General features: G+C 44.7%; 24 protein-coding genes and 1 pseudogene. 7 read left to right on the forward strand and 18 right to left on the reverse strand.

Annotated features, from left to right (window positions below; genetic code table 11):
• Positions 1–223: 223 nt before the first annotated feature.
• Positions 224–493 (reverse strand): 30S ribosomal protein S15, encoded by a 270-nt coding sequence (rpsO, locus tag D8792_RS06455; protein WP_001018251.1) that lies wholly within the window; start codon positions 491–493, stop codon positions 224–226.
• A 274-nt stretch (positions 494–767) separates the two neighbouring features.
• Here rpsO and D8792_RS06465 point away from each other — a divergent pair, with 274 nt between their 5' ends.
• The 4 genes from D8792_RS06465 (at position 768) to D8792_RS06480 (ending at position 4,037) form a co-directional block, all read left to right on the forward strand.
• The gene (locus tag D8792_RS06465) at positions 768–1,694 is read left to right on the forward strand and encodes an aldo/keto reductase (RefSeq protein WP_125373375.1); all 927 of its coding nucleotides are present in this window, start codon (positions 768–770) and stop codon (positions 1,692–1,694) included.
• Positions 1,695–1,855: 161 nt separating this feature from the next.
• Positions 1,856–3,037 (forward strand): aminoacetone oxidase, encoded by a 1,182-nt coding sequence (aao, locus tag D8792_RS06470; protein ID WP_125373376.1) that lies wholly within the window; start codon positions 1,856–1,858, stop codon positions 3,035–3,037.
• Between the two features lie 13 nt (positions 3,038–3,050).
• Positions 3,051–3,572 (forward strand): DUF1697 domain-containing protein, encoded by a 522-nt coding sequence (locus tag D8792_RS06475; RefSeq protein ID WP_125373377.1) that lies wholly within the window; start codon positions 3,051–3,053, stop codon positions 3,570–3,572.
• 9 nt (positions 3,573–3,581) lie between these two features.
• The gene (locus D8792_RS06480) at positions 3,582–4,037 is read left to right on the forward strand and encodes an 8-oxo-dGTP diphosphatase (protein ID WP_125373378.1); all 456 of its coding nucleotides are present in this window, start codon (positions 3,582–3,584) and stop codon (positions 4,035–4,037) included.
• Between the two features lie 178 nt (positions 4,038–4,215).
• On the opposite strand, the gene D8792_RS06490 is transcribed toward D8792_RS06480, so the two are convergent.
• The 7 genes from D8792_RS06490 to tsaB form a co-directional block, all read right to left on the reverse strand.
• On the reverse strand, positions 4,216–4,959 hold the full coding sequence (locus tag D8792_RS06490; protein ID WP_125373379.1) for a MerR family transcriptional regulator: 744 nt from the start codon (positions 4,957–4,959) through the stop codon (positions 4,216–4,218).
• Positions 4,960–5,064: 105 nt separating this feature from the next.
• Positions 5,065–5,811 (reverse strand): class I SAM-dependent methyltransferase, encoded by a 747-nt coding sequence (locus D8792_RS06495; protein ID WP_125373380.1) that lies wholly within the window; start codon positions 5,809–5,811, stop codon positions 5,065–5,067.
• Positions 5,812–5,934: 123 nt separating this feature from the next.
• Positions 5,935–6,273 carry a branched-chain amino acid transport AzlD family protein gene (locus D8792_RS06500; RefSeq protein ID WP_125373381.1) on the reverse strand — a complete coding sequence of 113 codons (339 nt, stop codon included), beginning with the start codon at positions 6,271–6,273 and terminating at the stop codon, positions 5,935–5,937.
• Positions 6,263–6,958 (reverse strand): AzlC family ABC transporter permease, encoded by a 696-nt coding sequence (locus D8792_RS06505; protein ID WP_125373382.1) that lies wholly within the window; start codon positions 6,956–6,958, stop codon positions 6,263–6,265. Before D8792_RS06505 ends, D8792_RS06500 begins: the two co-directional genes overlap by 11 nt.
• A gap of 9 nt (positions 6,959–6,967) precedes the next feature.
• Positions 6,968–7,978 carry a tRNA (adenosine(37)-N6)-threonylcarbamoyltransferase complex transferase subunit TsaD gene (gene tsaD, locus D8792_RS06510; protein WP_125373383.1) on the reverse strand — a complete coding sequence of 337 codons (1,011 nt, stop codon included), beginning with the start codon at positions 7,976–7,978 and terminating at the stop codon, positions 6,968–6,970.
• Positions 7,968–8,420 carry a ribosomal protein S18-alanine N-acetyltransferase gene (rimI, locus tag D8792_RS06515; protein ID WP_125373466.1) on the reverse strand — a complete coding sequence of 151 codons (453 nt, stop codon included), beginning with the start codon at positions 8,418–8,420 and terminating at the stop codon, positions 7,968–7,970. Before rimI ends, tsaD begins: the two co-directional genes overlap by 11 nt.
• Positions 8,417–9,103: a tRNA (adenosine(37)-N6)-threonylcarbamoyltransferase complex dimerization subunit type 1 TsaB gene (gene tsaB / locus D8792_RS06520; RefSeq protein ID WP_125373467.1), complete on the reverse strand. Its 687-nt coding sequence runs from the start codon at positions 9,101–9,103 to the stop codon at positions 8,417–8,419. Before tsaB ends, rimI begins: the two co-directional genes overlap by 4 nt.
• Positions 9,104–9,390: 287 nt before the next feature.
• Between tsaB and rpoY the strand changes: the two genes are divergently transcribed.
• Complete coding sequence (rpoY, locus tag D8792_RS06525) at positions 9,391–9,621, forward strand: DNA-directed RNA polymerase subunit epsilon (RefSeq protein WP_005592042.1); 231 nt, start codon at positions 9,391–9,393, stop codon at positions 9,619–9,621.
• Positions 9,622–9,624: 3 nt separating this feature from the next.
• Positions 9,625–11,307 (forward strand): ribonuclease J1, encoded by a 1,683-nt coding sequence (rnjA, locus tag D8792_RS06530; RefSeq protein ID WP_125371596.1) that lies wholly within the window; start codon positions 9,625–9,627, stop codon positions 11,305–11,307.
• Positions 11,308–11,394: 87 nt separating this feature from the next.
• On the opposite strand, the gene D8792_RS06535 is transcribed toward rnjA, so the two are convergent.
• The 10 genes from D8792_RS06535 to D8792_RS06585 all read right to left on the reverse strand — a co-directional run bounded on the left by D8792_RS06535 (position 11,395) and on the right by D8792_RS06585 (position 21,167).
• A complete protein-coding gene (locus tag D8792_RS06535) occupies positions 11,395–11,799 on the reverse strand; it encodes a GNAT family N-acetyltransferase (RefSeq protein WP_125373384.1) in 405 nt (134 codons plus the stop codon).
• A 49-nt stretch (positions 11,800–11,848) separates the two neighbouring features.
• Positions 11,849–12,982 (reverse strand): molecular chaperone DnaJ, encoded by a 1,134-nt coding sequence (gene dnaJ, locus D8792_RS06540; RefSeq protein ID WP_125373385.1) that lies wholly within the window; start codon positions 12,980–12,982, stop codon positions 11,849–11,851.
• 151 nt (positions 12,983–13,133) lie between these two features.
• Positions 13,134–13,766, reverse strand: coding sequence for a DJ-1/PfpI family protein (locus D8792_RS06545; RefSeq protein ID WP_062006241.1), 633 nt, complete (start codon positions 13,764–13,766; stop codon positions 13,134–13,136).
• 227 nt (positions 13,767–13,993) lie between these two features.
• Complete coding sequence (dnaK, locus tag D8792_RS06550; RefSeq protein WP_125373386.1) at positions 13,994–15,823, reverse strand: molecular chaperone DnaK; 1,830 nt, start codon at positions 15,821–15,823, stop codon at positions 13,994–13,996.
• 212 nt (positions 15,824–16,035) lie between these two features.
• On the reverse strand, positions 16,036–16,560 hold the full coding sequence (gene grpE, locus D8792_RS06555) for a nucleotide exchange factor GrpE (protein WP_125373387.1): 525 nt from the start codon (positions 16,558–16,560) through the stop codon (positions 16,036–16,038).
• 38 nt (positions 16,561–16,598) lie between these two features.
• On the reverse strand, positions 16,599–17,633 hold the full coding sequence (hrcA, locus tag D8792_RS06560; RefSeq protein ID WP_125373388.1) for a heat-inducible transcriptional repressor HrcA: 1,035 nt from the start codon (positions 17,631–17,633) through the stop codon (positions 16,599–16,601).
• A 196-nt stretch (positions 17,634–17,829) separates the two neighbouring features.
• Complete coding sequence (locus tag D8792_RS06565) at positions 17,830–18,378, reverse strand: ClbS/DfsB family four-helix bundle protein (RefSeq protein WP_125373389.1); 549 nt, start codon at positions 18,376–18,378, stop codon at positions 17,830–17,832.
• A 12-nt stretch (positions 18,379–18,390) separates the two neighbouring features.
• Positions 18,391–19,005: a GyrI-like domain-containing protein gene (locus D8792_RS06570; protein ID WP_125373390.1), complete on the reverse strand. Its 615-nt coding sequence runs from the start codon at positions 19,003–19,005 to the stop codon at positions 18,391–18,393.
• A gap of 61 nt (positions 19,006–19,066) precedes the next feature.
• A complete protein-coding gene (locus D8792_RS06575; protein WP_125373391.1) occupies positions 19,067–19,966 on the reverse strand; it encodes a helix-turn-helix transcriptional regulator in 900 nt (299 codons plus the stop codon).
• Positions 19,967–20,294: 328 nt separating this feature from the next.
• The gene (locus D8792_RS06585) at positions 20,295–21,167 is read right to left on the reverse strand and encodes a mechanosensitive ion channel family protein (RefSeq protein WP_125373392.1); all 873 of its coding nucleotides are present in this window, start codon (positions 21,165–21,167) and stop codon (positions 20,295–20,297) included.
• A 163-nt stretch (positions 21,168–21,330) separates the two neighbouring features.
• Between D8792_RS06585 and sstT the strand changes: the two are divergent.
• Positions 21,331–22,394 (forward strand): annotated as a pseudogene (sstT, locus tag D8792_RS06590) (serine/threonine transporter SstT).
• The last annotated feature ends 288 nt before the right edge of the window (positions 22,395–22,682 follow it).

Here is a 22,682-nt window from a genome sequence, read left to right on the forward strand (position 1 = left end):
AGGGAGAAGAGCTGGTTTATTTCACCTTACAGTGCTAGGAACCGTAACCGAAGATCATACTTGAGTATATCGAGGTAAGGTGACAACATAAAAAGCCCTCTGAGATCAGAGAGCTTTATTCTTGCTGGATAAAACGTTTATAGACTAGGCGACTAGGCGAAGATTGTACTAATGGTACATCGAGCCGAAGCCAACGAAGTATAGAAACGTTTTAGACGCAAGATTAACGACGAAGTCCTAGAGAGTTGATCAACTCACGGTAACGGTTAACGTCGTTTTTACGCAAGTATGCAAGCAAGTTACGACGGCGACCGATTTTCTTCATCAAACCACGGTAAGTAGCGTGGTCTTTTTTGTGTTGTTTGATGTGTTCGTTAAGGTGGTTGATTTCCCAAGTAAGGACAGCAACTTGAACCTCTACTGAACCTGTATCACCTTCGTGACGTGCATATTGTGCAATGATTTCATTTTTTTTCTCTTTTGAGATTGCCATGATAAGCTCCTTTTCTTTACGCTTCATCCGAGTGGCAGGCTTGGCAATTCCTGCAACCAAGAAGAAGTTATTTGTCTTTAAGACATTCTTATTTTATCAGGAAGGCAAGTTTTTGTCAAATCTTCTACTTTTCCAACAAAGTCAGCCAAATTTCACTAGCCAAAACAAAAATTTTCTACACATTTGCTCCAAGGCTCGATCTAGCTAGTCGCTTTTTGACTTTGGAGCGGCTTTAGCTTATACTGAGATTAAAATGATACGAGGAGAAGAGCTTATGAAATACCTTGAATTTGGAGAAAGCAAGCGAGAAATTTCCCAGATTATTATAGGGCTGATGCGAATTGCCCAAATGACCCCCAAAGAGGTGGAAGAACTGGTCGAAACAGCCTTGTCAGTCGGAATTAATGCTTTTGACTTAGCCGATATCTACGGTGGAGGCAAGTGCGAAGAAATTCTGGGACAAGTGCTCAAAAATCGGCCTGACCTGCGGGCTAAGATGTGGATTCAGTCCAAAGTGGGAATCCGCATAGAAGAATTCACCTACTTCGACTTTTCCAAAGACCATATCCTCGAAGCAACGGATGGTATTTTACAGCGTCTAGGTGTAGACCATCTGGACTCTCTGCTCCTGCATCGACCTGATGCTCTGATGGAGCCTAGTGAAATCGCTGAAGCTTTCGATCTGCTCAAATCTCAAGGAAAGGTTCTTGATTTTGGAGTGTCCAACCAGAATCCTATGATAATGGAACTTCTCAAAAAAGAGGTCAAGCAACCCTTGGTGGCAAATCAGCTCCAATTGAGCGCAGCTTTTTCACCTGCCTTTGAGTCCAGCTTCCACGTCAACATGGAGGGAACAGCCGCAAATATGCGCGACGGTAGCATTTTCGAATACTGCCGCCTCAACGGCATCGTGATTCAAGCCTGGTCTGTCCTCCAGCACGGCTATTTTGAAGGCGTTTTTGTCGGTTCGGATAAATATCCCAAACTCAATGCCGTCCTGAACCGACTGGCCAACAAATACCAAATATCACCATCCGCAGTGGCTATTGCTTGGGTACTACGCTATCCAGCTCACATGCAAGCGGTCATCGGCACGACCAAGGCTAGCCGCATCATCGAATCAGCTAAGGCCGCAGATATTGAACTGACTAGAAAAGAATGGTACGAAATCTATTGGGCCTCTGGAAAAGATCTTCCTTAAAAAATGAGCCTAAAATCCGATTAATTTTCTACCTAGTGTTAGCTGAAGAACTGTTTAAAAATCTGACCAAGGCATGTCCACTGTATAGCCGAGAAGGTAAAATTACCTTGCACAAGCTTAACTAGCACATAAAATTCCTATTTCACGAAAGGAAAAGATATATGAACCATTTCGACACAATCATCATCGGCGGAGGACCGGCCGGCATGATGGCTGCCATTTCCAGTTCTTTCTACGGGCAGAAGACCCTGCTCCTTGAGAAAAATAAACGACTGGGCAAGAAACTAGCCGGTACGGGCGGCGGGCGTTGCAATGTGACCAACAACGGAAACCTAGATGACCTCATGGCTGGCATTCCTGGCAACGGGCGCTTCCTTTATAGCGTCTTTTCCCAGTTTGACAACCATGATATCATCAACTTTTTTAGCGAGAATGGCGTCAAACTCAAGGTTGAAGACCACGGACGTGTTTTCCCAGCGACAGACAAGTCCCGCACTATTATCGAAGCTTTGGAAAAGAAAATTGCAGAGCTGGGCGGCACTGTCGTCACCAATACCGAAATCGTCTCTGCCAAAAAAACTGATGATCTTTTCACTGTCAGATCCAGTGACCAGACTTGGACCTGCCAGAAATTGATTGTAACGACTGGCGGCAAGTCCTACCCTTCAACTGGATCGACAGGCTTCGGTCACGATATTGCCCGCCATTTTAAGCATACTGTGACCGAACTTGAGGCTGCTGAAAGTCCGCTTCTGACTGACTTTCCTCACAAAGCGCTTCAGGGGATTTCGCTGGACGATGTGACCCTCAGCTACGGCAAACATGTCATCACCCACGATCTGCTCTTTACCCACTTTGGCCTATCCGGTCCGGCATCTCTGCGCTTGTCTAGCTTTGTCAAGGGCGGTGAAACCATCTATCTAGATGTCTTGCCTCAGATGAGTCAGCAGGATTTAGCGGACTTTCTAGAAGAAAATCGGGAAAAATCCTTGAAAAATACTTTGAAAACCTTGCTACCAGAACGCTTGGCAGATTTTTTTGTGCAAGGCTATCCTGAAAAAGTCAAACAACTAACTGAAAAGGAACGAGAACAACTTCTCCAGTCTATCAAAGTACTCGAAATCCCTGTGACTGGCAAAATGTCCCTTGCCAAGTCCTTTGTTACCAAAGGAGGCGTCAGCCTCAAGGAAATCAATCCTAAAACTCTGGAAAGTAAGCTAGTACCTAGACTCCACTTTGCTGGCGAGGTACTGGACATCAATGCCCATACGGGTGGCTTCAATATCACTTCCGCCCTTTGCACCGGCTGGGTGGCAGGCTCAAATCCAATAAGTACCAAATAAGAAAGGAAGTCCTTTGGAACATATTATTTTACTAAGAGGTGTTACTCCTAATGGAAAAAATGCTATCCCGAAAATGTCATATTTGGTAGATATTTTGACAGAAGCTGGGTTTCAACACGTCCGAACCTATATTCAAAGTGGGAATATCATTCTTGAAAGTGACTTGGGTTTAGAAGAAATACGGGAACGCGTTCATACTCTGATAAAGGAAAAAATTGGGGCCGACTTAAAAATGGTTATCAAGAATAAGAACGATTTTGAAAAGATTGTTCATGAGAATCCATTTAAAGAAGACTATCTTCATGATCGTGTGCATGTGATTCTTTATCAAGGTTTTATCCAAAGTCTACCACTAGAAAAATTGAAAGCTGACTATGGCGAGGAAGAAATCTGTGTAGGTGATCACTGTCTCTACCTCTATCTCCCTAAAACTGCAAAACAAAAAAAGCTCAATACCAACTATCTTGAAAAATTGTTTGGCGTGGATTTGACCATGCGAAAGTTAAACGTCGTAGAAAAGTTACTAACAAAATAGGAGAACAAGATGAACAGATGCGAAACAGTCGAATTCGTCAACATGTGCATGATTTATGACGGAGAAAAAGTTCTTGTTCAGGACCGAGTGAAGTCTGACTGGCCTGGCATCACTTTTCCTGGCGGGCATGTAGAGCGCGGAGAGTCTTTTACCGAGGCCGTTATCAGAGAAGTCAAAGAAGAGACTGGTCTGACCATATCCAAACCTCAACTTTGCGGCATCAAGGATTGGTATGATGACAAGGATTTTCGTTATGTCGTCCTGCTCTACAAAACAAAGCACTATTCCGGTGTGCTGCAATCTTCTGATGAAGGAAAGGTTTGGTGGGAAGATTTGGAAAATCTCTCTCATATGAAACTTGCAACTGAGGATATGTCAGATATGCTGCGTGTTTTTCTAGAAGACGATTTAAGTGAATTCTTTTACTATAAAGACGGTGACGACTGGCTTTATGACTTGAAGTAAAAAATGAGAGTAGGACAGAAATCGGTAATTCGTTAGAATTCGATTTCGTCGTCTCACCTCCGCACAGTTGAGTAGGGCTGTAAAAGCTGATGAAATCAGCGTAGTAGAGCCCACTCAACCACTGCGTCTTGCTCGAAAATCCAAAGACAATTGAGAGGCTAGGACTCTTGTCCCAGCCTCATCTTTCTACATTTGCCCGAACGTAAGCTGCAATCACATCTGCTGTGTACTGAGCTGTGCCTGGACCGAATTTGTCGATATTTTCCTTAAACTCTGGGTTATAGACATAGCCTTTACCGATATGACCGAAGACTTCTATAGAGCAGTCAAATCCGTAAGTACGGATAGCTTGCAAGAGTTGCGCTGCCTGCTCTTGATTTTCTGCTACGTCAACTGGCAAGCCTTGCTGCATATTCTCTGCCAGACTTTGAAAAACTTGATTGAAGGCTGCGGCAGATTCTTCTTCCCGTCCATTTTGACGAGCCAGTGCTTCCGACATGACTTCTTGACCATATTCTTCTACAGCCTTTTGGTGGTATTTTTGATTGTCTTCGTAGGTAAAGCCTGCGAATTTTTCTTTCATTGTCATCTTTCTTTCTCCTTTTTCCTCTTGGATGGTTTTTTGCAAGGTGGAAATCAAGGTATCCAAGCGGTCTCTTTCCTGCTGCAAATATTCCAACTGCCTCACCAAATGCGGCAATAAGGCCTGATCATCCTGACTCAGCAGCTCTGCTATTTTCTCCAAGGAAAAGCCCAGATACTTATAGTATAGGATAACCTGCAGGCGCTCTAAATCAGCTTGGCTGTAAGTTCGATAGCCGTTTTCTGATTTGGTAGGAACCAAAAGTCCGATTTTGTCGTAGTGATGCAGGGTTTTGACAGAGACACCTGAAAGCTGCGCAGCTTCTTTGATATGATACATAAAAAAACCTCCTTGCCCTTATAGTATAAGCCCTGACCTTAGGGCAGAGTCAAGCTTTTTATGAAATTTTTTAAGTCACTTTAAATTTTCAAAAGTATCTAGCAGTTATTTGTGAGAAACCATGGCGATAAAGCCCAGTTTTTCTTGATTCTTTTGGAACATCTTAAACATCTTCATAAATTGACTGTAGTTTTCTTTTTTAAGGGCATTGAGGCAGATTTTCAGAGTGCCACCCAGCCCTTCGTCATATATCATCCCTCGAAGGCTCATCAAGGTCATTTCGCCGACAAAGGTGTCTACACGGTCAAAGGCGTGAGAACGCGCCAGCTGAATCCAAGAGCCTTCTGTCAGCGGACCAACATTGACGTTAATCGCACGAGATAGCTCTTCTCGGACATTCTCATCTCTTTGCTTGAGCATGACGTCATGTGTGAGGAGCACTCCGCCTGGCTTCAGCATCCGGTAGTACTCATCCATACATTTGGCCTTTCCCTTATCCGTCTGCATGGTCAGCATGGCTTCATTGATAACAATATCAAAAGAATTGTCATCATAAGGCAGCTTCATAGCATTCGCCAGCTCAAATGTGACGAGCTCACCAACACCAGCCTTGTTTCCATTAAGCTTAGCCTGAGCCAGTGCAGCCTTATCTAAATCAACTGCAGTAATCTGGCAGCCATATTTTTTAGCCAGCTCGATCGTTGTGGTTCCCATATTGCAGGCGACTTCTAGAACCTTCTTATCGCTGGAAAACTGTCCCTGCTCAATCAGCCAGTCCGTTGCCAACTTGCCACCGGGACGAAGACGTTTCTTTCCTAATTTTGCTAAAAATTTATGACCTGCTTCTGCCATTTAAGAACCTCCATAATTTTGATTGGTTCTATTATAGCATAAAAGATTATATTTTCAGATAATTCTTAGAATTTAGCAAAAAAACAGACCGAATCGACTGATTCAATCTGTCTTTTACCTTCTTTATAGCCCAAGAGATCCGGCCAAATAGCGCAGCAAGGCCACCAAGACTACACCAAATAGAACAGTTGCAATCAAGTTCTTATACTTAAAAGCCACATAGCTAGTTGGAAAAACAGCCATTAAATCCAGCCATTTAAAGTTAGGGAGATGCCCAGACTGGGAACTAGTAACGCTGGACAAAATCAAGGCAAAGATAATAGACACTGGCAAAAATTTCAGAAAGCGCTCAACAATAGGCGGAAGTCCCTTGTACTTGACTAGGATAAAGGGCAAAACCCGTGGAATCCAAGTGACTAGAGCTGACAAAAGAATAACCAGCAAAATATACTTACTTATCATCTAAAATCACCCCCACTGTACACCCTAGCAAGGTTGCAAAAAGCACAGCCAGCGAATTTTGAAGTAGCATAGTTAGGACTAAGTAGGCAATGCCCACCACACCTAAGACCAAAAAGAGCTTCTTTATCTTGACCCGTCGCAGCATGATTGTAAACTGAGAAGAGAAAATGCCAATAAACATAGCTACTAGGGCGAAGTCCAGGCCAAAACTCTCAGGATTGGGCAGAAGGCCACCTAGAGCTGTTCCCAAAATTGTACCCAAAATCCAAGAAGTATAACTCATGAAATTGTTACCCATCATCCAGCTAGCAGCAATCTCTTCTGTATACACCTGCTCTCCCATCAAGACTCCATAAGATTCATCTGTCAAAAAAGAGCCAATGACAATATTCTGAGCTAAGCTAGACTTACGAAAAAGGGTTGAGGCATGCAGACAGAGCAAAAGATGCCGAATATTTATCAGAAAAACGGTCAGTGCGATAGCCAAGACCGGCGCCTGCTGGGCATATAAGCCAATCATGGCAAACTGGGCACTGCCAGCATAAACCAAAATACTCATCAGCCCCATCTCCAAGGGATTCATATAAGGCGCCGCCATGATGCCGCAGGCTAGGCCAATCCCAATATAGCCCAGAGCCGTTGGCACTGCTGCTTGTGCCCCTTGTTTAAATGTCTGTCCGCGCATTCTTCTCCTTTACTCCATTGTTTCAAAAGCCAGACTTGGTTTCGCATTGAGGCCCAAACTGGCAAAATTCTTCTTATTCCACTCACTGACGCTGGCATAGGCAATCATACCAGCATTGTCACCGCAGAGGCGCAGAGGCGGAATAATCACCTTAACATCCTGAATCTCAGCTGCCAAGCGTTCTCTCAGGCCTTGATTGGCCGCAACACCGCCCGCCACGACCAGAGTCTTGACTGGATATTTTTCCAGCGCATTCTTAGTCTTGGCCATGAGAATATCCATGACCGCCGCCTGAAAGCTAGCCGACAGGTCTTGATTAGACAAGGCTTCTCCTTTTTGCTGGGCATTGTGATGCAGGTTGATAAAGGCTGACTTGAGACCGGAAAAAGAAAATTCCAGATTGTCTTCCTTGATCATGGCCCGCGGAAAATCGTAAATATCCTGTCCCTCATGAGCTAACTGATCAATCTCTCGACCTGCTGGATAGGTCAGCCCCATGACTCGACCGACCTTGTCATAGGCTTCACCGACCGCATCATCACGAGTTTCCCCCACAATCTTATAATCACCAGCCTGACTGACATAGACCAATTCAGTATGACCGCCACTGACCAAGAGAGCCAGCAAGGGAAATTCCAAGGGCTCCACGCTCTGGGCTGCCATCAGGTGTCCAGCCATATGATTGACCGGAATCAAGGGAATATGATGAGCCCAAGCAAAGGACTTGGCCGCTGCCAAGCCGACCAAAAGCGCCCCAACCAGACCAGGACCATAGGTAACGGCCACTGCTGTGACTTGCTCCTCGCTAATCCCTGCTTCTGCCAAGGCCTCCTCAATGCAAACCGTAATGACCTCCACATGGTGGCGGCTGGCAACTTCCGGTACCACTCCGCCAAAACGCTTGTGGCTCTCGATCTGGCTGGCAATGACATTGCTCAAAAGCTCAGTTTCATTCTTCAGAACCGCCACACTGGTCTCGTCACAAGACGTCTCAAAAGCTAAAATATATCTATCTTCCATGGATCTCTCTTTTCATGACAATCGCATCTTCCACCGGAGCATGGTAGTAGGCCTTCCGATGTGCGATTTCTTCAAATCTTTCTTTTTTGTAAAATAGCAGAGCTGGCCTGTTCGACTCCCTCACTTCAAGGAAGATTTCTTTGTCTGCTGGCAAAAAGTCAAACAAGGCTGTCGCTATTTTCTGCCCCTGATAGCTAGGCAATACAGCAATCTGCAGGACTTCTGCTTCAAAGTCTGTCTCCTGCCAGACTAAAAAGCCGACAAGTTGACTTCCATCTTCTGCTAGCGCACAACTATTCACATCCGAGCGCAGAACCTCTGCCACTTGATCCGCCGTCCAAGGGCTGACCTCATAGACTGCAAGTAAGAGCTGTTCAAGCTCTTCTGCCAAAACTGCCGTGTCCACATCCGAGCTGGCGCTCCATTTTCTCATCTCAATCATAGGCGCTGAATGTAAGAATCGCTGGACGCCTGATGGTTCTTGAGCCAATTTTCCTCGGCTTCTACCCGCTTTAGATAGTTAGGAACAAAGTCATGAATGGACTGGGCTGGCAGCTCTAAACCGAGACGACCAAGAGCTGCTGCATCTGGTAAGGTCGGCAGAATGGCAGCCTGAGGAAGAGCCGCTTCAATTTGCTCCGCAAAAGCTGTCGTTTCTCCGACAAAGGTGACTGGCTGGTTAGCAGCGCCAGCTATTTCCAACACCTCTGCCAAAGGCAGATGAGCCTCCGACCGCACAGCCTGACCAGACCGGTAAAAGCCAGCATAGACATTATTGCGGCGGGCATCCATGATGGGAATGACCAAGCCTTCCACCTGCTCTGGGACTAAAGCCAGCAGACTAGACACACCGACCAGCTCAATCTTGAGGGTATGCGCCAGAGTCTTGGCTGTCGCCACCGCAATTCTCAGACCTGTGTAGCTGCCCGGCCCCTGCGCCACCACGATCCGATCTAAATCCGTCGGCTTCATATCCAGACTATTCATCAGAAAATCGATAGCCGGCATAAGGGTAATGCTATGATTTTTCTTGATATTGAGCGTCACCTGCCCCAAGAGCTCCTCATTCTCTAAAATCGCTAGAGACAGAGCCTTATTTGACGTATCCATCGCTAAAATGTTCATCATTTTCTTCCTTACTCGAGTGTTTGCTTTTTATTATACTACAAAAGCAGCGACAAGGGTAGAGAGAGGCAGTCATTTGATGACCCAGATTGTCCTCAAAGGCTTTTCTGAAAATCTCCACAAGATTTTCTCGGCTATGTCTTTTACTAAAAGCTGGTTTTATGATATAATTGGTTAGAATTATATCGAATCAAGGTCAATCTACTACTCATAAAACTGAATAAAAGAAAACAGCTGATTAGCTGTCGTTTTCTGTAGCTTGATCGTGAAAAATGGAAGGAAATAAAATGATTTACAAAATTTTTTATCAAGAAACAAAAGAACGCAGCCCACGCCGTGAACAAACACGTGCCCTTTACTTAGATATAGAAGCAACCGATGAATTAGAAGGTCGCATCAAAGCCCGCAAATTGGTCGAAGAAAAGACTCCTTACAATATTGAATTTATCGAACTCTTGTCTGACAAACATTTGGAGTACGAAAAAGAGTCAGGCGCCTTCGAATTGACGGAGTTGTAACCTATGGCATATAACTTAAAGAAAGAAGAAGTTGGTGTTTTCGCCATCGGCGGTCTGGGCGAAATCGGTAAAAACACCTACGGAATTGAGTATCAAGATGAAATCATTATCGTGGATGCCGGCATCAAGTTCCCAGAAGACGACCTGTTAGGAATTGACTATGTCATTCCCGACTACTCTTATATCGTAGAAAATATTGACCGCGTGAAAGCTGTCCTCATCACCCACGGGCACGAGGACCATATCGGCGGCATTCCTTTCCTGCTCAAGCAAGCCAATGTTCCCATCTATGCTGGCCCTTTGGCTCTGGCTCTCATTCGGGGCAAGCTAGAAGAGCATGGACTTTTGCGTGATGCCAAGCTCTATGAAATCAATCAAAATACAGAGTTGACCTTTAAAAATCTGAAGGCGACCTTCTTCCGCACAACCCACTCTATTCCAGAACCTTTGGGGATTGTCATTCATACGCCACAAGGCAAGATTGTCTGTACCGGTGACTTCAAATTTGACTTTACACCAGTCGGTGAGCCAGCTGATTTGCACCGCATGGCCGCTCTGGGCGAGGAAGGCGTCCTCTGCCTCCTGTCTGACTCGACCAATGCTGAAGTTCCGACCTTCACCAATTCCGAAAAAGTAGTTGGGCAGTCTATCATGAAGATCATCGAAGGCATTCATGGACGGATTATTTTCGCTTCCTTTGCTTCAAACATCTTCCGCCTCCAGCAAGCTGCTGAGGCTGCTGTCAAGACTGGACGTAAGATTGCGGTCTTTGGCCGCTCTATGGAAAAGGCTATTGTCAACGGGATTGAGCTGGGCTACATCAAGGTTCCCAAAGATACCTTTATCGAGCCAAATGAACTCAAGGACTATCCAGCTGGCGAAGTGCTGATTATGTGTACCGGAAGTCAGGGTGAGCCGATGGCAGCCCTGTCTCGGATTGCCAATGGTACCCACCGTCAGGTTCAGCTCCAGCCTGGAGATACAGTCATCTTCTCATCTAGCCCTATCCCTGGTAATACGACCAGCGTGAACAAGCTGATTAACATCATTTCCGAAGCTGGTGTAGAAGTGATTCACGGTAAGATTAACAACATCCACACCTCTGGACACGGTGGTCAGCAAGAGCAGAAACTCATGCTCCGCTTGATCAAGCCTAAATATTTCATGCCAGTCCATGGTGAATACCGTATGCAGAAAGTCCATGCAGGTCTAGCCGTTGATACTGGAGTACCAAAAGACAATATCTTCATCATGAGCAATGGTGATGTGCTGGCTCTGACAGCTGACTCAGCTCGTATTGCCGGCAGCTTCAACGCTCAGGATATTTATGTTGATGGGAACCGCATTGGTGAAATCGGAGCCGCTGTCCTGCGCGATCGTAAAGACCTGTCAGAAGACGGTGTGGTACTGGCTGTCGCAACGGTTGACTTCGAGTCCCAGATGATTTTGGCTGGCCCAGATATTCTCAGCCGTGGCTTTATCTACATGCGCGAATCAGGTGATCTCATTCGCCAAAGCCAGCGCATCCTCTTCAATGCTATTCGCATTGCCCTTAAGAATAAAGATGCCAGCGTCCAATCTGTCAGCGGCGCTATCGTCAACGCCTTGCGGCCTTTCCTCTACGAAAGCACCGAGCGCGAACCGATTATCATTCCGATGGTGCTTACACCAGATGAAGACAACTAAAAAATAAGCTTTGCTAGNCTAGCAAAGCTTATTTTTTGTAAACTTTAATGGTAATTGGCAATTGACTTCTATCTATTTGAGAATAGCTCACTTTAACCACTTGATGAAATGATATTTGGTCACACCTTTTTGAGGTACATCTTCCAGACTGGCGTAGATTTCATAGCCTTGCTTGACGTAAAAATCCTTGGCTCGATAAGATTTGGTGGACAAGGTGATGCTGCTGACTCCCGTTTTCTCAGCCTTTTCTTCTAATTCTGCCAGCAGACTAGCTCCCAAGCCCTTTTTCTGGTGTTCCTTATCTACCACTAAGGCTTTGATATGGATGTTTTCCAACACCTGCTGGGCATGGAGCAAGGCGATTAAGTGCCCTTCTTCCTCCCGTGTCAGATAATAATCCTGAGGCTCAAGTTTTTCAAGCCTAGCTGGCCCAAAAGAAGCCTCATATTGCTCCTTGAAAACTTGCTCGATAAAGTCTTGAAATTCTGTCATTTCTTGCTCCTAACGAAAAAGCAGAATATCAACTCTGCCTTTTCCTTCTTTATTCTCCTTCAAAGGCGTCTTTCATTTTATCGAAAAAGCCTTTTTTCTTAGGGTTTACTGTGATATTCCCAGCTGCCGCAAAGTCCTTGAGAGCTGCTTTTTGACGGTCGTTGAGGCCAGTTGGTGTCACGACATTGACAGTGACATACTGGTCTCCTACACTGCCACCACGCAGACTCGGAGCTCCCTTACCACGCAGACGGAAACGTTTGCCAGTCTGGGTTCCTTCCGGAATTGTCAATTCAACATTTCCATGGACAGTCGGAATTTCCACGCTATCACCCAGCGCTGCTTGCACAAAGTTGAGGTTGAGCTTATAGTAAATAGTAGAGCCGTCTCGCTCAAACTTATCGCTTGGCTCAACGTTCACCACTACATACAAGTCGCCGTAAGGACCACCATTAAAGCCTGCCTCACCTTGACCCGCCAAGCGAACTCGTTGACCTGTTTCCACACCAGCAGGGATTTTTACATGAACGCTATGCGCTTGCTTTTCATGCCCTGTTCCATGGCAGGTTTCACATGGACTTTTGATTTCTTGTCCGCGACCATGACAGACATCACAAGTCACTTGTCGACGCATCATGCCCAGCGGTGTCTGAGTATCAACATTGATGACACCAGAACCATGACAGCGGCCACAAGTTACCGGGCTAGTTCCTGGCTTAGCACCTGAACCGTGACAAGTATGGCAACTCGCCTCACGATTGTATTTCACTTCTTTTTCGGCCCCGAAAATAGCCTCTTCAAAGCGGAGATTTACCCGATACTGGAGATCATCCCCTTGGCGTGGAGCGTTTGGATTACGAGTCGCGCCACCGCCAAAGAAGCTAGAAAAGATATCTTCGAAGCCACCAAAACCAGAGCCATCAAAGCCACCGAAGCCGCCTGCACCGCCGCCAAAGCCACCATTGGCACCCGCAGCGCCATATTGGTCATAGGCTGCCCGCTTTTGCTCATCGCTCAGCGTTTCATAAGCCTCCTGGACTTCCTTATATTTATCTTCCGCCCCAGGCTCCTTATTGATATCTGGGTGATATTTTTTAGATAATTTCCGATAGGCTCTCTTGATCTCATCCTGAGAAGCATTCTTAGAGACACCTAAACGATCATAAAATTCAGTATTATTCATTTAAGATACCAAGAGCGAACAGAAAGCGACTGAAATTTAGGAAACCGACAAGAAATCCTGATTTCTTAAGAGGTTTATCTAATTTCCAAGCTTTCCGCTCGGGTTCAATTACGAACACCCTTGTTCCTTTCTATAATTTATAAGTAAATCATTAGAGGGTATTTTCTATACTCTGCTTCACTTCATCAAACTCTTTGTCCGATAGAGTAAAAATCAAGTCCTCTTCTGAATATTCGTTCTGTTCTTTAAAATAGTTGTCAGTATTTTCTGCCAAACCTAGACTAAGAATCACTCTTCTTGCAAACTCTTGATGTGCAAAGCCTATAGCCGTAATGATATTTTTATCTTGCACAACCAGTTTGGGTTGGAAATTCTCACGTGGAAGAAATTCAAAATAGTCAAAGAAGTTTTGCCAAATCCCACCTGTAAATTTCGTATCGTTCAATAAACCTGCCTTTGCCAACAAAATAGGCGCTGAAGAAATGGCTGCAATTAAGATATCCTGCTTACCGAGTCCCTTCAAAAACGAATTTAATTTTTCATCCTGTAGAGCAGGTCCTATGTTTACCATTCCTGGCAAAATAATACAAGAATAATCTTCTATACGTATTTGCTCCAATGTTTTCGTAGGTTTACAAGACAAACCCTCCTCAGAGACAACTATCGAATGACCTGAAGCTACATAATCAATCGTGATGTCAAAAGATAAAGCTAAAGTACTAGTTAAAGAGGCTATCTCATAAAGAGAAAAATTAGGATAAATGACACAAAGTACTTTTTTCATAAGCGACACCCTCTATTTTACCGAAAAACAGAGGCTGGGTTGCAACCTCTGGATTTCTTCTTATCATTACGACTTGAAATTTTCAAAACAATATTTTTCGAAAAATTTTTGACGCGGTAGCTGATTGGATTTTGGGTTCGTCTCTCAGACTCCCAAAAATCCTAATCATCCTCGCGGGGGTTCGACTACGAACTAAAAACTTTCAATTTTTAGTTCTGTCTCACCGCCTATTTTTCCGTAAACTCTCCGTCTACGACATCATCGCCTGCATTTCCTGTTGCTTGTGCGCCTTCTGCTCCTGCTTGTGCTTGAGCTTGTTGCGCTGCAGCGGCTTGTTCGTAGAGTTTAACAGCCAATGCTTGCGCTTTTTCGTTAAGAGCTTCGAGTTTTGCTTTCATGTCGTCCAAGTTGTTGTCTTCTTGGGCTTTCTTAAGGTCATCAAGGGCAGCTTGAGCAGCATCACGTTCTGCATCAAAGCCTTTGCCTTCAGTTTCCTTGATAGTCTTTTCAGTCGCGAAGATTGCTTGGTCTACTTCATTACGAAGGTCAACTTCTTCTTTACGTTTCTTATCTGCTTCAGCGTTAGCTTCTGCATCTTTCATCATGCGGTCGATTTCTTCATCAGTCAAACCTGAGTTTGATTGGATAACAATTGTTTGTTCTTTTTGAGTTCCAAGATCTTTAGCCTTGACAGATACAATACCATTCTTGTCGATATCAAATGTTACTTCGATTTGAGGAATTCCACGAGGAGCGGCTGGAATGTCTGTCAATTGGAAGCGTCCAAGAGTCTTGTTATCTGCTGCCATTGGGCGTTCACCTTGAAGAACGTGGATATCAACGGCTGGTTGGTTGTCTGCTGCTGTTGAGAAGACTTGTGATTTAGATGTTGGAATCGTAGTATTGCGATCGATCAGTTTTGTGAAGACGCCACCCATTGTTTCGATACCAAGTGATAATGGCGTTACGTCAAGAAGGACAACGTCTTTCACATCACCAGTGATCACACCACCTTGGATCGCAGCACCCATAGCAACTACTTCGTCAGGGTTCACTGATTTGTTTGGCTCTTTACCAGTTTCAGCTTTAACAGCTTCTACAACAGCTGGAATACGAGTTGAACCACCAACAAGGATCACTTCATCAATATCTGACAAGCTCAAACCTGCATCTGAAAGGGCTTGACGAACTGGAACTTTTGTACGTTCTACAAGGTCACGAGTCAAATCGTCAAATTTGGCACGAGTCAAGGTCATTTCCAAGTGAAGAGGGCCAGCTTCACCCGCAGTGATAAATGGCAAGCTGATTTGTGTTGAAGTCACACCCGAAAGGTCTTTCTTAGCTTTTTCAGCTGCATCTTTCAAACGTTGAAGAGCCATCTTGTCGTTTGACAAGTCGATACCATTTTCTTTCTTGAATTCTGCTACCAAGTGATCGATAATCTTTTGGTCAAAGTCGTCACCACCGAGTTTGTTGTCCCCTGCAGTTGCCAATACGTCGAAGACCCCATCACCCAATTCAAGGATAGACACGTCGAATGTACCACCACCAAGGTCGAATACCAAGATTTTTTCTTCTTTGTCAGTCTTGTCCAAACCGTAAGCAAGTGCTGCTGCAGTTGGTTCGTTAACGATACGTTCTACTTCAAGGCCAGCGATTTTACCAGCGTCTTTAGTTGCTTGACGTTGGGCATCGTTAAAGTAGGCTGGAACTGTGATAACAGCCTTGGTTACTTTTTCACCAAGGTATTCTTCAGCGTAACCTTTCAAGTATTGAAGAATCATAGCTGAGATTTCTTGTGGAGTGTATTCTTTACCGTTTGCAGAAACTTTTTCAGAAGTACCCATCTTAGATTTGATAGAGATCACTGTATCTGGGTTTGTAACTGCTTGACGTTTTGCAGCGTCACCAACGATGATTTCACCATTTTTAAATGATACGACAGACGGAGTTGTGCGATTTCCTTCTGGATTTGCGATAATTTTGCTTTCAGTTCCTTCAAGAACTGCAACTGCTGAGTTTGTTGTACCTAAGTCAATACCGATAATTTTGCTCATTATTTTTTCCCCTTTATTTAAGAATTCTTTTTTGATACTCTTCTTAAGTGGCGGCGCCATCAGAGCTTGACTATGTCAATCTCTTTATTAAAGTTTGCGCAGAGAGCACCACGGTGAAGAGTGTCGCCAATTGTTCACTTCGCTCACGGTTTAGTAGAGCGAAAATATATTTTCTTTCTTCATAGTTTACCGTCGTTTCGGACGAGATCTTTTTATTCTGCTACCACTACCATAGCTGGTCTTAGGAGACGTTCATGGAGTTTATAGCCCTTTTGGAAGACTTGTGCGATGCTTCCAGCTGGGTAATCATCATCTGCCGGCACCGTCTGAATAGCCATATGGAAGTTGTGATCAAACTCACCGTCTGTTGGAACTTCTTCAATTCCTTCTTCTTTAAGGGCATGAATCAAGCTTTCTTGTACCATTTCCAGACCTTTTTTAACATCGTCTGTCAAACCTTCAACATCAAGCGCACGCTCCAGGTTGTCGAGTGAAGGAAGGATAGCCTTTCCTAAGTCTTGGCTACGATAGCGTTGCAAGAGTTGGCGTTCCTCATTGGCACGACGTTGGATGTTTTGCATTTCTGCATGAGCGCGAAGATATTTATTTTCAAAATCTTCTGCCCGCTCATTGGCTAATTCTAATTCTGATTTTTCAGGAGCAGTTTCTACAGCCTCTTCAGCAGTTTCTACCACTTCCTCTTCTTTTACTTCTTCGTTTTTTATTTCCTCAGACATTTTTCGCCTCCTTTTTAGGAATTTATGTAATTTCATGTTTAACTCACCTCATAATGATTGCTACTCAAATATCTGTAGAAATCGATGAGTTTCATAGTTAGGACTCGATTGACAACATTGAGTTGACTAACCACCTTTTGGTAATCCAGATTGACTGGACCGACCACTGCCAGCATACCAAAGCCCCGATAGGGAATCAGGAACTTGCTGGAAATCAAGGTTAGATTGGCCAGACAGTCCTCTTGACTAGCTGCAACTCGGACATTTTGCATCTGATCCTCAGCTAGACTATCACGGATTTCAAAGGCGACCTTCTGCCGATCATCAAAGAACTGATAGGCCTCAAGATCCGCAAAACGTAGCAACTGAACCTTACCAGCGACAGCTACTTTTTCCGAAAACATCTGAGCAAAAATATGCTCAAAAAGATCGAGAACATTGTCCGTCGTCGTAAAGTAACGCTGGATAATCTGCGGGATCTCCGTCCGAATCTTATAGTGAATATCTAAGACCGTCTGTCCCAGAAAGCGCTCCTGAATCATATCCCTCAAACGCAGTAGGTCTTCCTGGAGAAAATTCCTAGGAATCATGAATTGACTGGTCAGGGTATTGGACTCATCCAGAGTAAAGACCGCTAAGGCTGCATGCTGACTGAGAACCACGATATCAAAAGCTGTCAGTCGCTGCCGACTCGGCTCGACATCAAGGGCTACAACCGTGCAATCACTCAACTCTGCCAACACATTTGCCGCCCGCTGCAGGATATCCTCCAGCTTGAAAAACTCTTGATCGAAGGCCTTGACGACCTCGTAGAGCTCATTTTCCGCCAGCTGGTCAAAGGCCAAGGAATGTCGGACGAAATACTGGAAACCAGCGACACTAGGCTTGCGACCACTTGATGTATGGGCCTTTTCCAGCAGTCCTTCCTTTTCCAAGGCTGCCATGTCATTTCGGATGGTGGCACTCGAAGACTGGATAGACTCTTGCAAGGCTTTAGAACCAACAGGCTCCTGCGTCTTGGTAAAGATATCAATAATTAGATTTAAAATCTCATTTTGGCGTTCTGTTACCAAGGACCTCACCTCTCTTTAGAAAATTCCAGCCACTGGCGAGATTTTATTTTTTATATTTAGCACTCTAACACCTCGAGTGCTAAACCATGATTCTATTATACACTCTTGAAAATGAAAGTCAAGATAAAAACTCAAAAAATTAGCACTCTTTTTGCAAGAGTGCTAAAAATCAGTCTCAAGTCCTAGAAATCTTTAATTAGATAGGATTCATTTTACAATTCTTTTGGTGAGCTTTAAGCTTTTTCATAGCCCAATCATAGTGGCTAGATGTGGCGCTGACAAAGTAAGAACCCAAGGTCGTTCCGCCCGTCCATTTATAAACTCCCTTGGAAAACAATTCTTCATTGGTTAAGGTTGCGGCTAGGTCTAGGACAGCTCTATGCGAACTAGCCAGTAAAGAACTCGCCTCCTCAAGAGAGGTCTGCTGGTGCTTTTCCCAAAATGCGACATTCATATCACCATAGGTTCTCCAATTGTAGGGAGCAGGCAGGAAGGACTTCTCTTCTCCCCTTTGATTGGCCTGCACCCAGTTAAGTAGCAGCTGGTGCCACTCATAAAGATGGATTAAGACATCTCTCAGATTCCGATCACGCTTCCAGTGAGCTCCTTTCTTTTTCTCATCCTTTGAAAAATCAAAGGGCCTCGCCAACTCTTCTGCTGTCATGTTCGAAATGAGCAGATTGAGTTTTTCGAAATTTTCTGTAGCTGCAGCCAGCAAATCGTTTTTTGTTGCAGGTCTTGGCATGACAAATTCCTCCTATCTGACGGAATACCTTAAGATGGTTTTCAACTTTTCTTCAGCTGTCCTATTTTTGTTGCTCAAGTAAATCTCCCTGTGAACTTGGTCGCATCTCTCCAGTCTCAAGCTGCTTGCCAGCTCGTCCATTTTCTCAAAAGAGGCCGGCTCACTGTCATAACTTCCTATGTGTAAGACCTGAATGGCTCGCTCCTCTGGCAATCTCTGCAAACGGATGTCGTCGTAGAGGGGATTGGGCTTTTTCTTATGGACATTCTCAAGCGCCGCCGCAAACATGTCCTGAGTGATGACAGTGGGCTGCTGAATCATGAGCTGATAGCGAAGTTGACTTTTATCGAAGCCTTCCCCAGCAGCTTTTTCCCAAATCCCTTCCAAAGGATAAACCGTAAAATCCGTCACCTTGTCCTCCGCCTCATCTTTCATCATGGATTTAAAGAGCATTTTTATGGAATAGGCCAGTGAATAAAGGGCAGATACCCGCTCGGAAAAATCCGCTGCATTGGGGTCACCCGCTCCTTCGATCACAATGAATTGTTGACTTGGCACCTCTACCAGCTCTGGCTTTTGCTTGGCTCCATAAGGGCCTTTCTCGCTCTTTCTCCATTCATATTTCATCTTGCTGCCTCCTTTTCTCTTCTTATCTATTAGTATACAAGAAGATACCTGACACCCTATGTCAGGTTTTATATTTTTCTGCCAGCTGATGAATCATTTCTTTCATTTTCACTCGGATTTCGGGCGGATTTAAGACCTCCACAGCGTCTCCAAAGGACAGGATGTAACTATATAGACGCTGGTCATTGGGAATTTCGATTTCTGTATATAAATTTCCTTCGGCATCTGTCCGAATGTCTCCGCTTAGTTCATCATAAACCCTGAAGGCCACTTTGCGATCAAACTTGACTGCCAGCTTAATGGTATTTTCGTAGGCTAGTTCTTTTTCCAAGACGACATCTTCAAAGCTGTCCTCAAACCTTTCCTCCAGCTTCTCCATATTTTTCAGTCGAGATAGCTTAAAATACCTGAATTCCTGTCGCAAGAGGCAAAAAGCATAAAGATACCAATTCTGACTTTTAAAGAACAAACGGACAGGCTTGACTCGACGGCTTGTCTCCTGACCATCACTAGCCAAGTAAGAAAAAGAAACAAGGTGCTTGCCTAGAATTGCAGTCTTTAATTGATGAAAGGTATCTTCATATACTTTATCATTTTGCCAGTGATTAAAATCGATTTCGATCCAGTTGGATTTTTTGACTTGAAATAGCGCCGAAAGCTTTGTAAGCAGGTCACTCTGGTAAAGCTGACTGGTACTATCCAGACCTTGCAGGGCAGCCATGATCTGCTCTTTCTCCTCCGCTGTCAGTAAGGACTTCCGCAAGACAAAATCCTCTGCGATTTCTATGCCGCCACCCTTGCCTTGCGTGGTATAAATCGGAATCCCAGCGCTGCTTAGAGAGTCCACATCTCGATAAATAGTCCGAACCGAAACTTCAAATTTCTCCGCTAGATCCGTTGCAGTCACTTTCCCTCTCTCCAAAATATAGTACAATATCTGAAATAGTCGATTATTCTGCATGCTTGCTCCTTCTCCTCTTCCTATTATACAATACTTGCCATAGCATGTCATATTTAGGCAGGTTAGACCTAGGATAAGCTGAAATGAAAAAGAGAGTGGGACAGAAAACGGTAATTCGTTAGAATTCGATTTCGTCGTCCCACCTCCGCACAGTTGAGTAGGGCTGTAAAAGCTGATGAAATCAGCCTAGTAGAGCCCACTCAACCACTGCGTCTTGCTCGACAATCCAAAGACAATTGAGAGGCTAGGACTTTCGTCCCAGCCTCTTTTAGTGATTAGAAACCTTATTTCCGATAGATGTTGCTTGTCTTTGTTTCCCCGACTACTACTAAGCTTTACCATTATTTCCTGCGACAGGGGCAAATGTTGGCAGAGCCACTCCTTCTTTTAGCAGAGCTTCATGGTAGAGCCTGTAAAAAATATGGTAGATACTGGTCTGCATACCACCCTCTACTGTCAAGCTGACCCGAAAATTAAACTGGCCATTAGCGGCCATCTGCGGGCCTAGAATATCAGGCTCCTTCATGATCTCTGGATGCTCTGGCACAGCTTCCTGATTGACAGCAGCAATAATCCGATAAATCTCATCTAAATCCGTCTCGGCATAGATAGGAATATCAATCAAAACCCGCATATCGCCACGAGAAAGATTGCTGACAACGGTGATATTTCGATTAGGCACAAAGTGAAGAGTTCCGTCCGCATCGCGTACCTGCGTAGTCCGAATCCCGACACTGACAACTATACCTGCAATCTTGATAGCACCATTGGTCAAGCGAACATTGTCCCCTACATCCAACTGACGCTCTAAGAGAATAAAGAAACCATTGACCAAGTCGGACAGAAAGCCCTGCGCCCCCATCCCAATGGCTACACCAGCAATCCCTGCCCCAGCCAAAAGACTTGAGACCGGCATGCCCAAAATAGATAAAATCCAGTAGAACAAAAGAAAATAAAGGGCATAATTGAGCAAATTCTCAATCAGACGTGTAATGGTCTTTTGCCGAGCCTCATCCTGCCGAGATAATTTCAAAGATGGCGCAATCAGTCTAGTCACAAAGAGATGTAGAATTTTCTTAGCTACCCAAAATAGTAAACACAAAAAGACCAAGGAGACGAATTTCGAAAACACATCATCCAAAATAGCTGACCAGTCAAATTGCTGGAAATAGCGCGTAAAGACATTCCCATTAGCTGTCATTCTTTCCTCCTATGAGATACAAAAATCTTATTCATTATACCACAAAGGGCGACAGATAGGCATCAAAGCAGCCTTATTCCGCATAGCGAATACTAAAAAACATTCATTTTATACGACCTCTAGCGTATAATGGAAAGCAGTTTATTTTAGAAAGGGTTCTCCTATGTTTCATCGAATTCTTTCTGCTTGGAATCGCGCCAATCTTATCAAACGGATTTCTATCGGGATTGTCACAGGCGCCCTGCTGGCCCTCATCTTCCCACAAGCCAGCGCCATTAGCCTCCTCGGCCAAATCTTTGTCGGTGGCTTAAAAGCTATCGCATCGAGCTGACTGCAGCCAGCTCGGAGGTCCGTCCCCCAGAAGGCATCGGCCAGGTTTTGAGCAATCTCCTCCTCAACCTTGTTGATAATCCAATCAACGCCCTGATCAAGGCCAATTATATCGGGATTCTGTCTTGGGCAGTCGTCTTTGGTGTGGCAATGCGAGAAGCCAGTCAGCAAAGTAAAGAACTCTTAAGAACACTGGCAGATATCACTTCGAAGATTGTCGAATGGATTATCAATCTAGCCCCCTTTGGTATTTTAGGACTGGTCTACACGACCATTTCTGGCAAAGGATTTGAAACACTCAAAAGCTACGGCATGCTGCTTCTCCTATTACTGGGTTCTATGGCTCTTGTTGCGCTGGTCGTCAATCCCTTGATTGTCTTCATTATGCTTCGGAAAAATCCTTATCCACTGGTTTGGCGCTGCTTAAAAGTCAGTGGTGTCACTGCCTTTTTCACTCGCAGTTCGGCTGCCAATATCCCTGTTAATATGAAACTGTGTCGAGATTTAGGCCTCAATCCTGAAACCTACTCGGTCTCTATCCCTCTCGGTTCCACTATCAACATGGCAGGAGTAGCGGTGACAATCAATACGCTTACCCTTGCAGCAGCCAATACTCTTGGCATTCAGGTAGACTTCGGAACAGCCTTGGTGCTCAGCATCGTTGCGGCTATTTCCGCCTGCGGGGCTTCTGGAGTGGCTGGAGGCTCGCTTCTCCTGATTCCTGTGGCTTGTAGCCTCTTTGGTATTCCAAATGATCTGGCTATGCAAGTCGTCAGCGTTGGTTTTGTCATCGGCGTCATCCAAGACTCTTGCGAAACTGCCCTCAACTCATCCACAGACGTGCTTTTTACAGCTGTTGCTGAAATGAGCACCTGGCCCAAGGAAAAACGTTATTAAACAAAGCGCTGAGGCTGGGACAAAAGTCCTAGCCTCTCAATTGTCTTTGGATTGTCGAGCAAGATGCAGTGGTTGAGTGGGCCTACTATGCTGATTTCATCAGCTTTTACAGCCCTACTCAACTGTGCGGAGGTGGGACGACGAAATCGAATTCTAACGAATTACCGATTTCTGTCCCACTCTCAGTTTTTTATTTTGTCCTACGAGACACTTTCCCTGCCCTTTCCTTAAAGAAGATTTAATCTTTTCTTAAAGATAACTGATATCAGCTAGCTTTAAGCCGCAATC

It is taken from the genome of Streptococcus cristatus, from assembly GCF_003943505.1.
Lineage (GTDB): Bacteria > Bacillota > Bacilli > Lactobacillales > Streptococcaceae > Streptococcus > Streptococcus cristatus_E.

Coding starts and splice junctions, on each gene's coding strand:
- rpsO (WP_001018251.1), bottom strand. CDS start 493: ATGGCAATCTCAAAAGAGAAAAAAAATGAAATCATTGCACAATATGCA.
- D8792_RS06465 (WP_125373375.1), top strand. CDS start 768: ATGAAATACCTTGAATTTGGAGAAAGCAAGCGAGAAATTTCCCAGATT.
- aao (WP_125373376.1), top strand. CDS start 1,856: ATGAACCATTTCGACACAATCATCATCGGCGGAGGACCGGCCGGCATG.
- D8792_RS06480 (WP_125373378.1), top strand. CDS start 3,582: ATGAACAGATGCGAAACAGTCGAATTCGTCAACATGTGCATGATTTAT.
- D8792_RS06490 (WP_125373379.1), bottom strand. CDS start 4,959: ATGTATCATATCAAAGAAGCTGCGCAGCTTTCAGGTGTCTCTGTCAAA.
- D8792_RS06495 (WP_125373380.1), bottom strand. CDS start 5,811: ATGGCAGAAGCAGGTCATAAATTTTTAGCAAAATTAGGAAAGAAACGT.
- D8792_RS06500 (WP_125373381.1), bottom strand. CDS start 6,273: ATGATAAGTAAGTATATTTTGCTGGTTATTCTTTTGTCAGCTCTAGTC.
- D8792_RS06505 (WP_125373382.1), bottom strand. CDS start 6,958: ATGCGCGGACAGACATTTAAACAAGGGGCACAAGCAGCAGTGCCAACG.
- tsaD (WP_125373383.1), bottom strand. CDS start 7,978: ATGGAAGATAGATATATTTTAGCTTTTGAGACGTCTTGTGACGAGACC.
- rimI (WP_125373466.1), bottom strand. CDS start 8,420: ATGATTGAGATGAGAAAATGGAGCGCCAGCTCGGATGTGGACACGGCA.
- tsaB (WP_125373467.1), bottom strand. CDS start 9,103: ATGAACATTTTAGCGATGGATACGTCAAATAAGGCTCTGTCTCTAGCG.
- rpoY (WP_005592042.1), top strand. CDS start 9,391: ATGATTTACAAAATTTTTTATCAAGAAACAAAAGAACGCAGCCCACGC.
- rnjA (WP_125371596.1), top strand. CDS start 9,625: ATGGCATATAACTTAAAGAAAGAAGAAGTTGGTGTTTTCGCCATCGGC.
- D8792_RS06535 (WP_125373384.1), bottom strand. CDS start 11,799: ATGACAGAATTTCAAGACTTTATCGAGCAAGTTTTCAAGGAGCAATAT.
- dnaJ (WP_125373385.1), bottom strand. CDS start 12,982: ATGAATAATACTGAATTTTATGATCGTTTAGGTGTCTCTAAGAATGCT.
- D8792_RS06545 (WP_062006241.1), bottom strand. CDS start 13,766: ATGAAAAAAGTACTTTGTGTCATTTATCCTAATTTTTCTCTTTATGAG.
- dnaK (WP_125373386.1), bottom strand. CDS start 15,823: ATGAGCAAAATTATCGGTATTGACTTAGGTACAACAAACTCAGCAGTT.
- grpE (WP_125373387.1), bottom strand. CDS start 16,560: ATGTCTGAGGAAATAAAAAACGAAGAAGTAAAAGAAGAGGAAGTGGTA.
- D8792_RS06565 (WP_125373389.1), bottom strand. CDS start 18,378: ATGCCAAGACCTGCAACAAAAAACGATTTGCTGGCTGCAGCTACAGAA.
- D8792_RS06570 (WP_125373390.1), bottom strand. CDS start 19,005: ATGAAATATGAATGGAGAAAGAGCGAGAAAGGCCCTTATGGAGCCAAG.
- D8792_RS06575 (WP_125373391.1), bottom strand. CDS start 19,966: ATGCAGAATAATCGACTATTTCAGATATTGTACTATATTTTGGAGAGA.
- D8792_RS06585 (WP_125373392.1), bottom strand. CDS start 21,167: ATGACAGCTAATGGGAATGTCTTTACGCGCTATTTCCAGCAATTTGAC.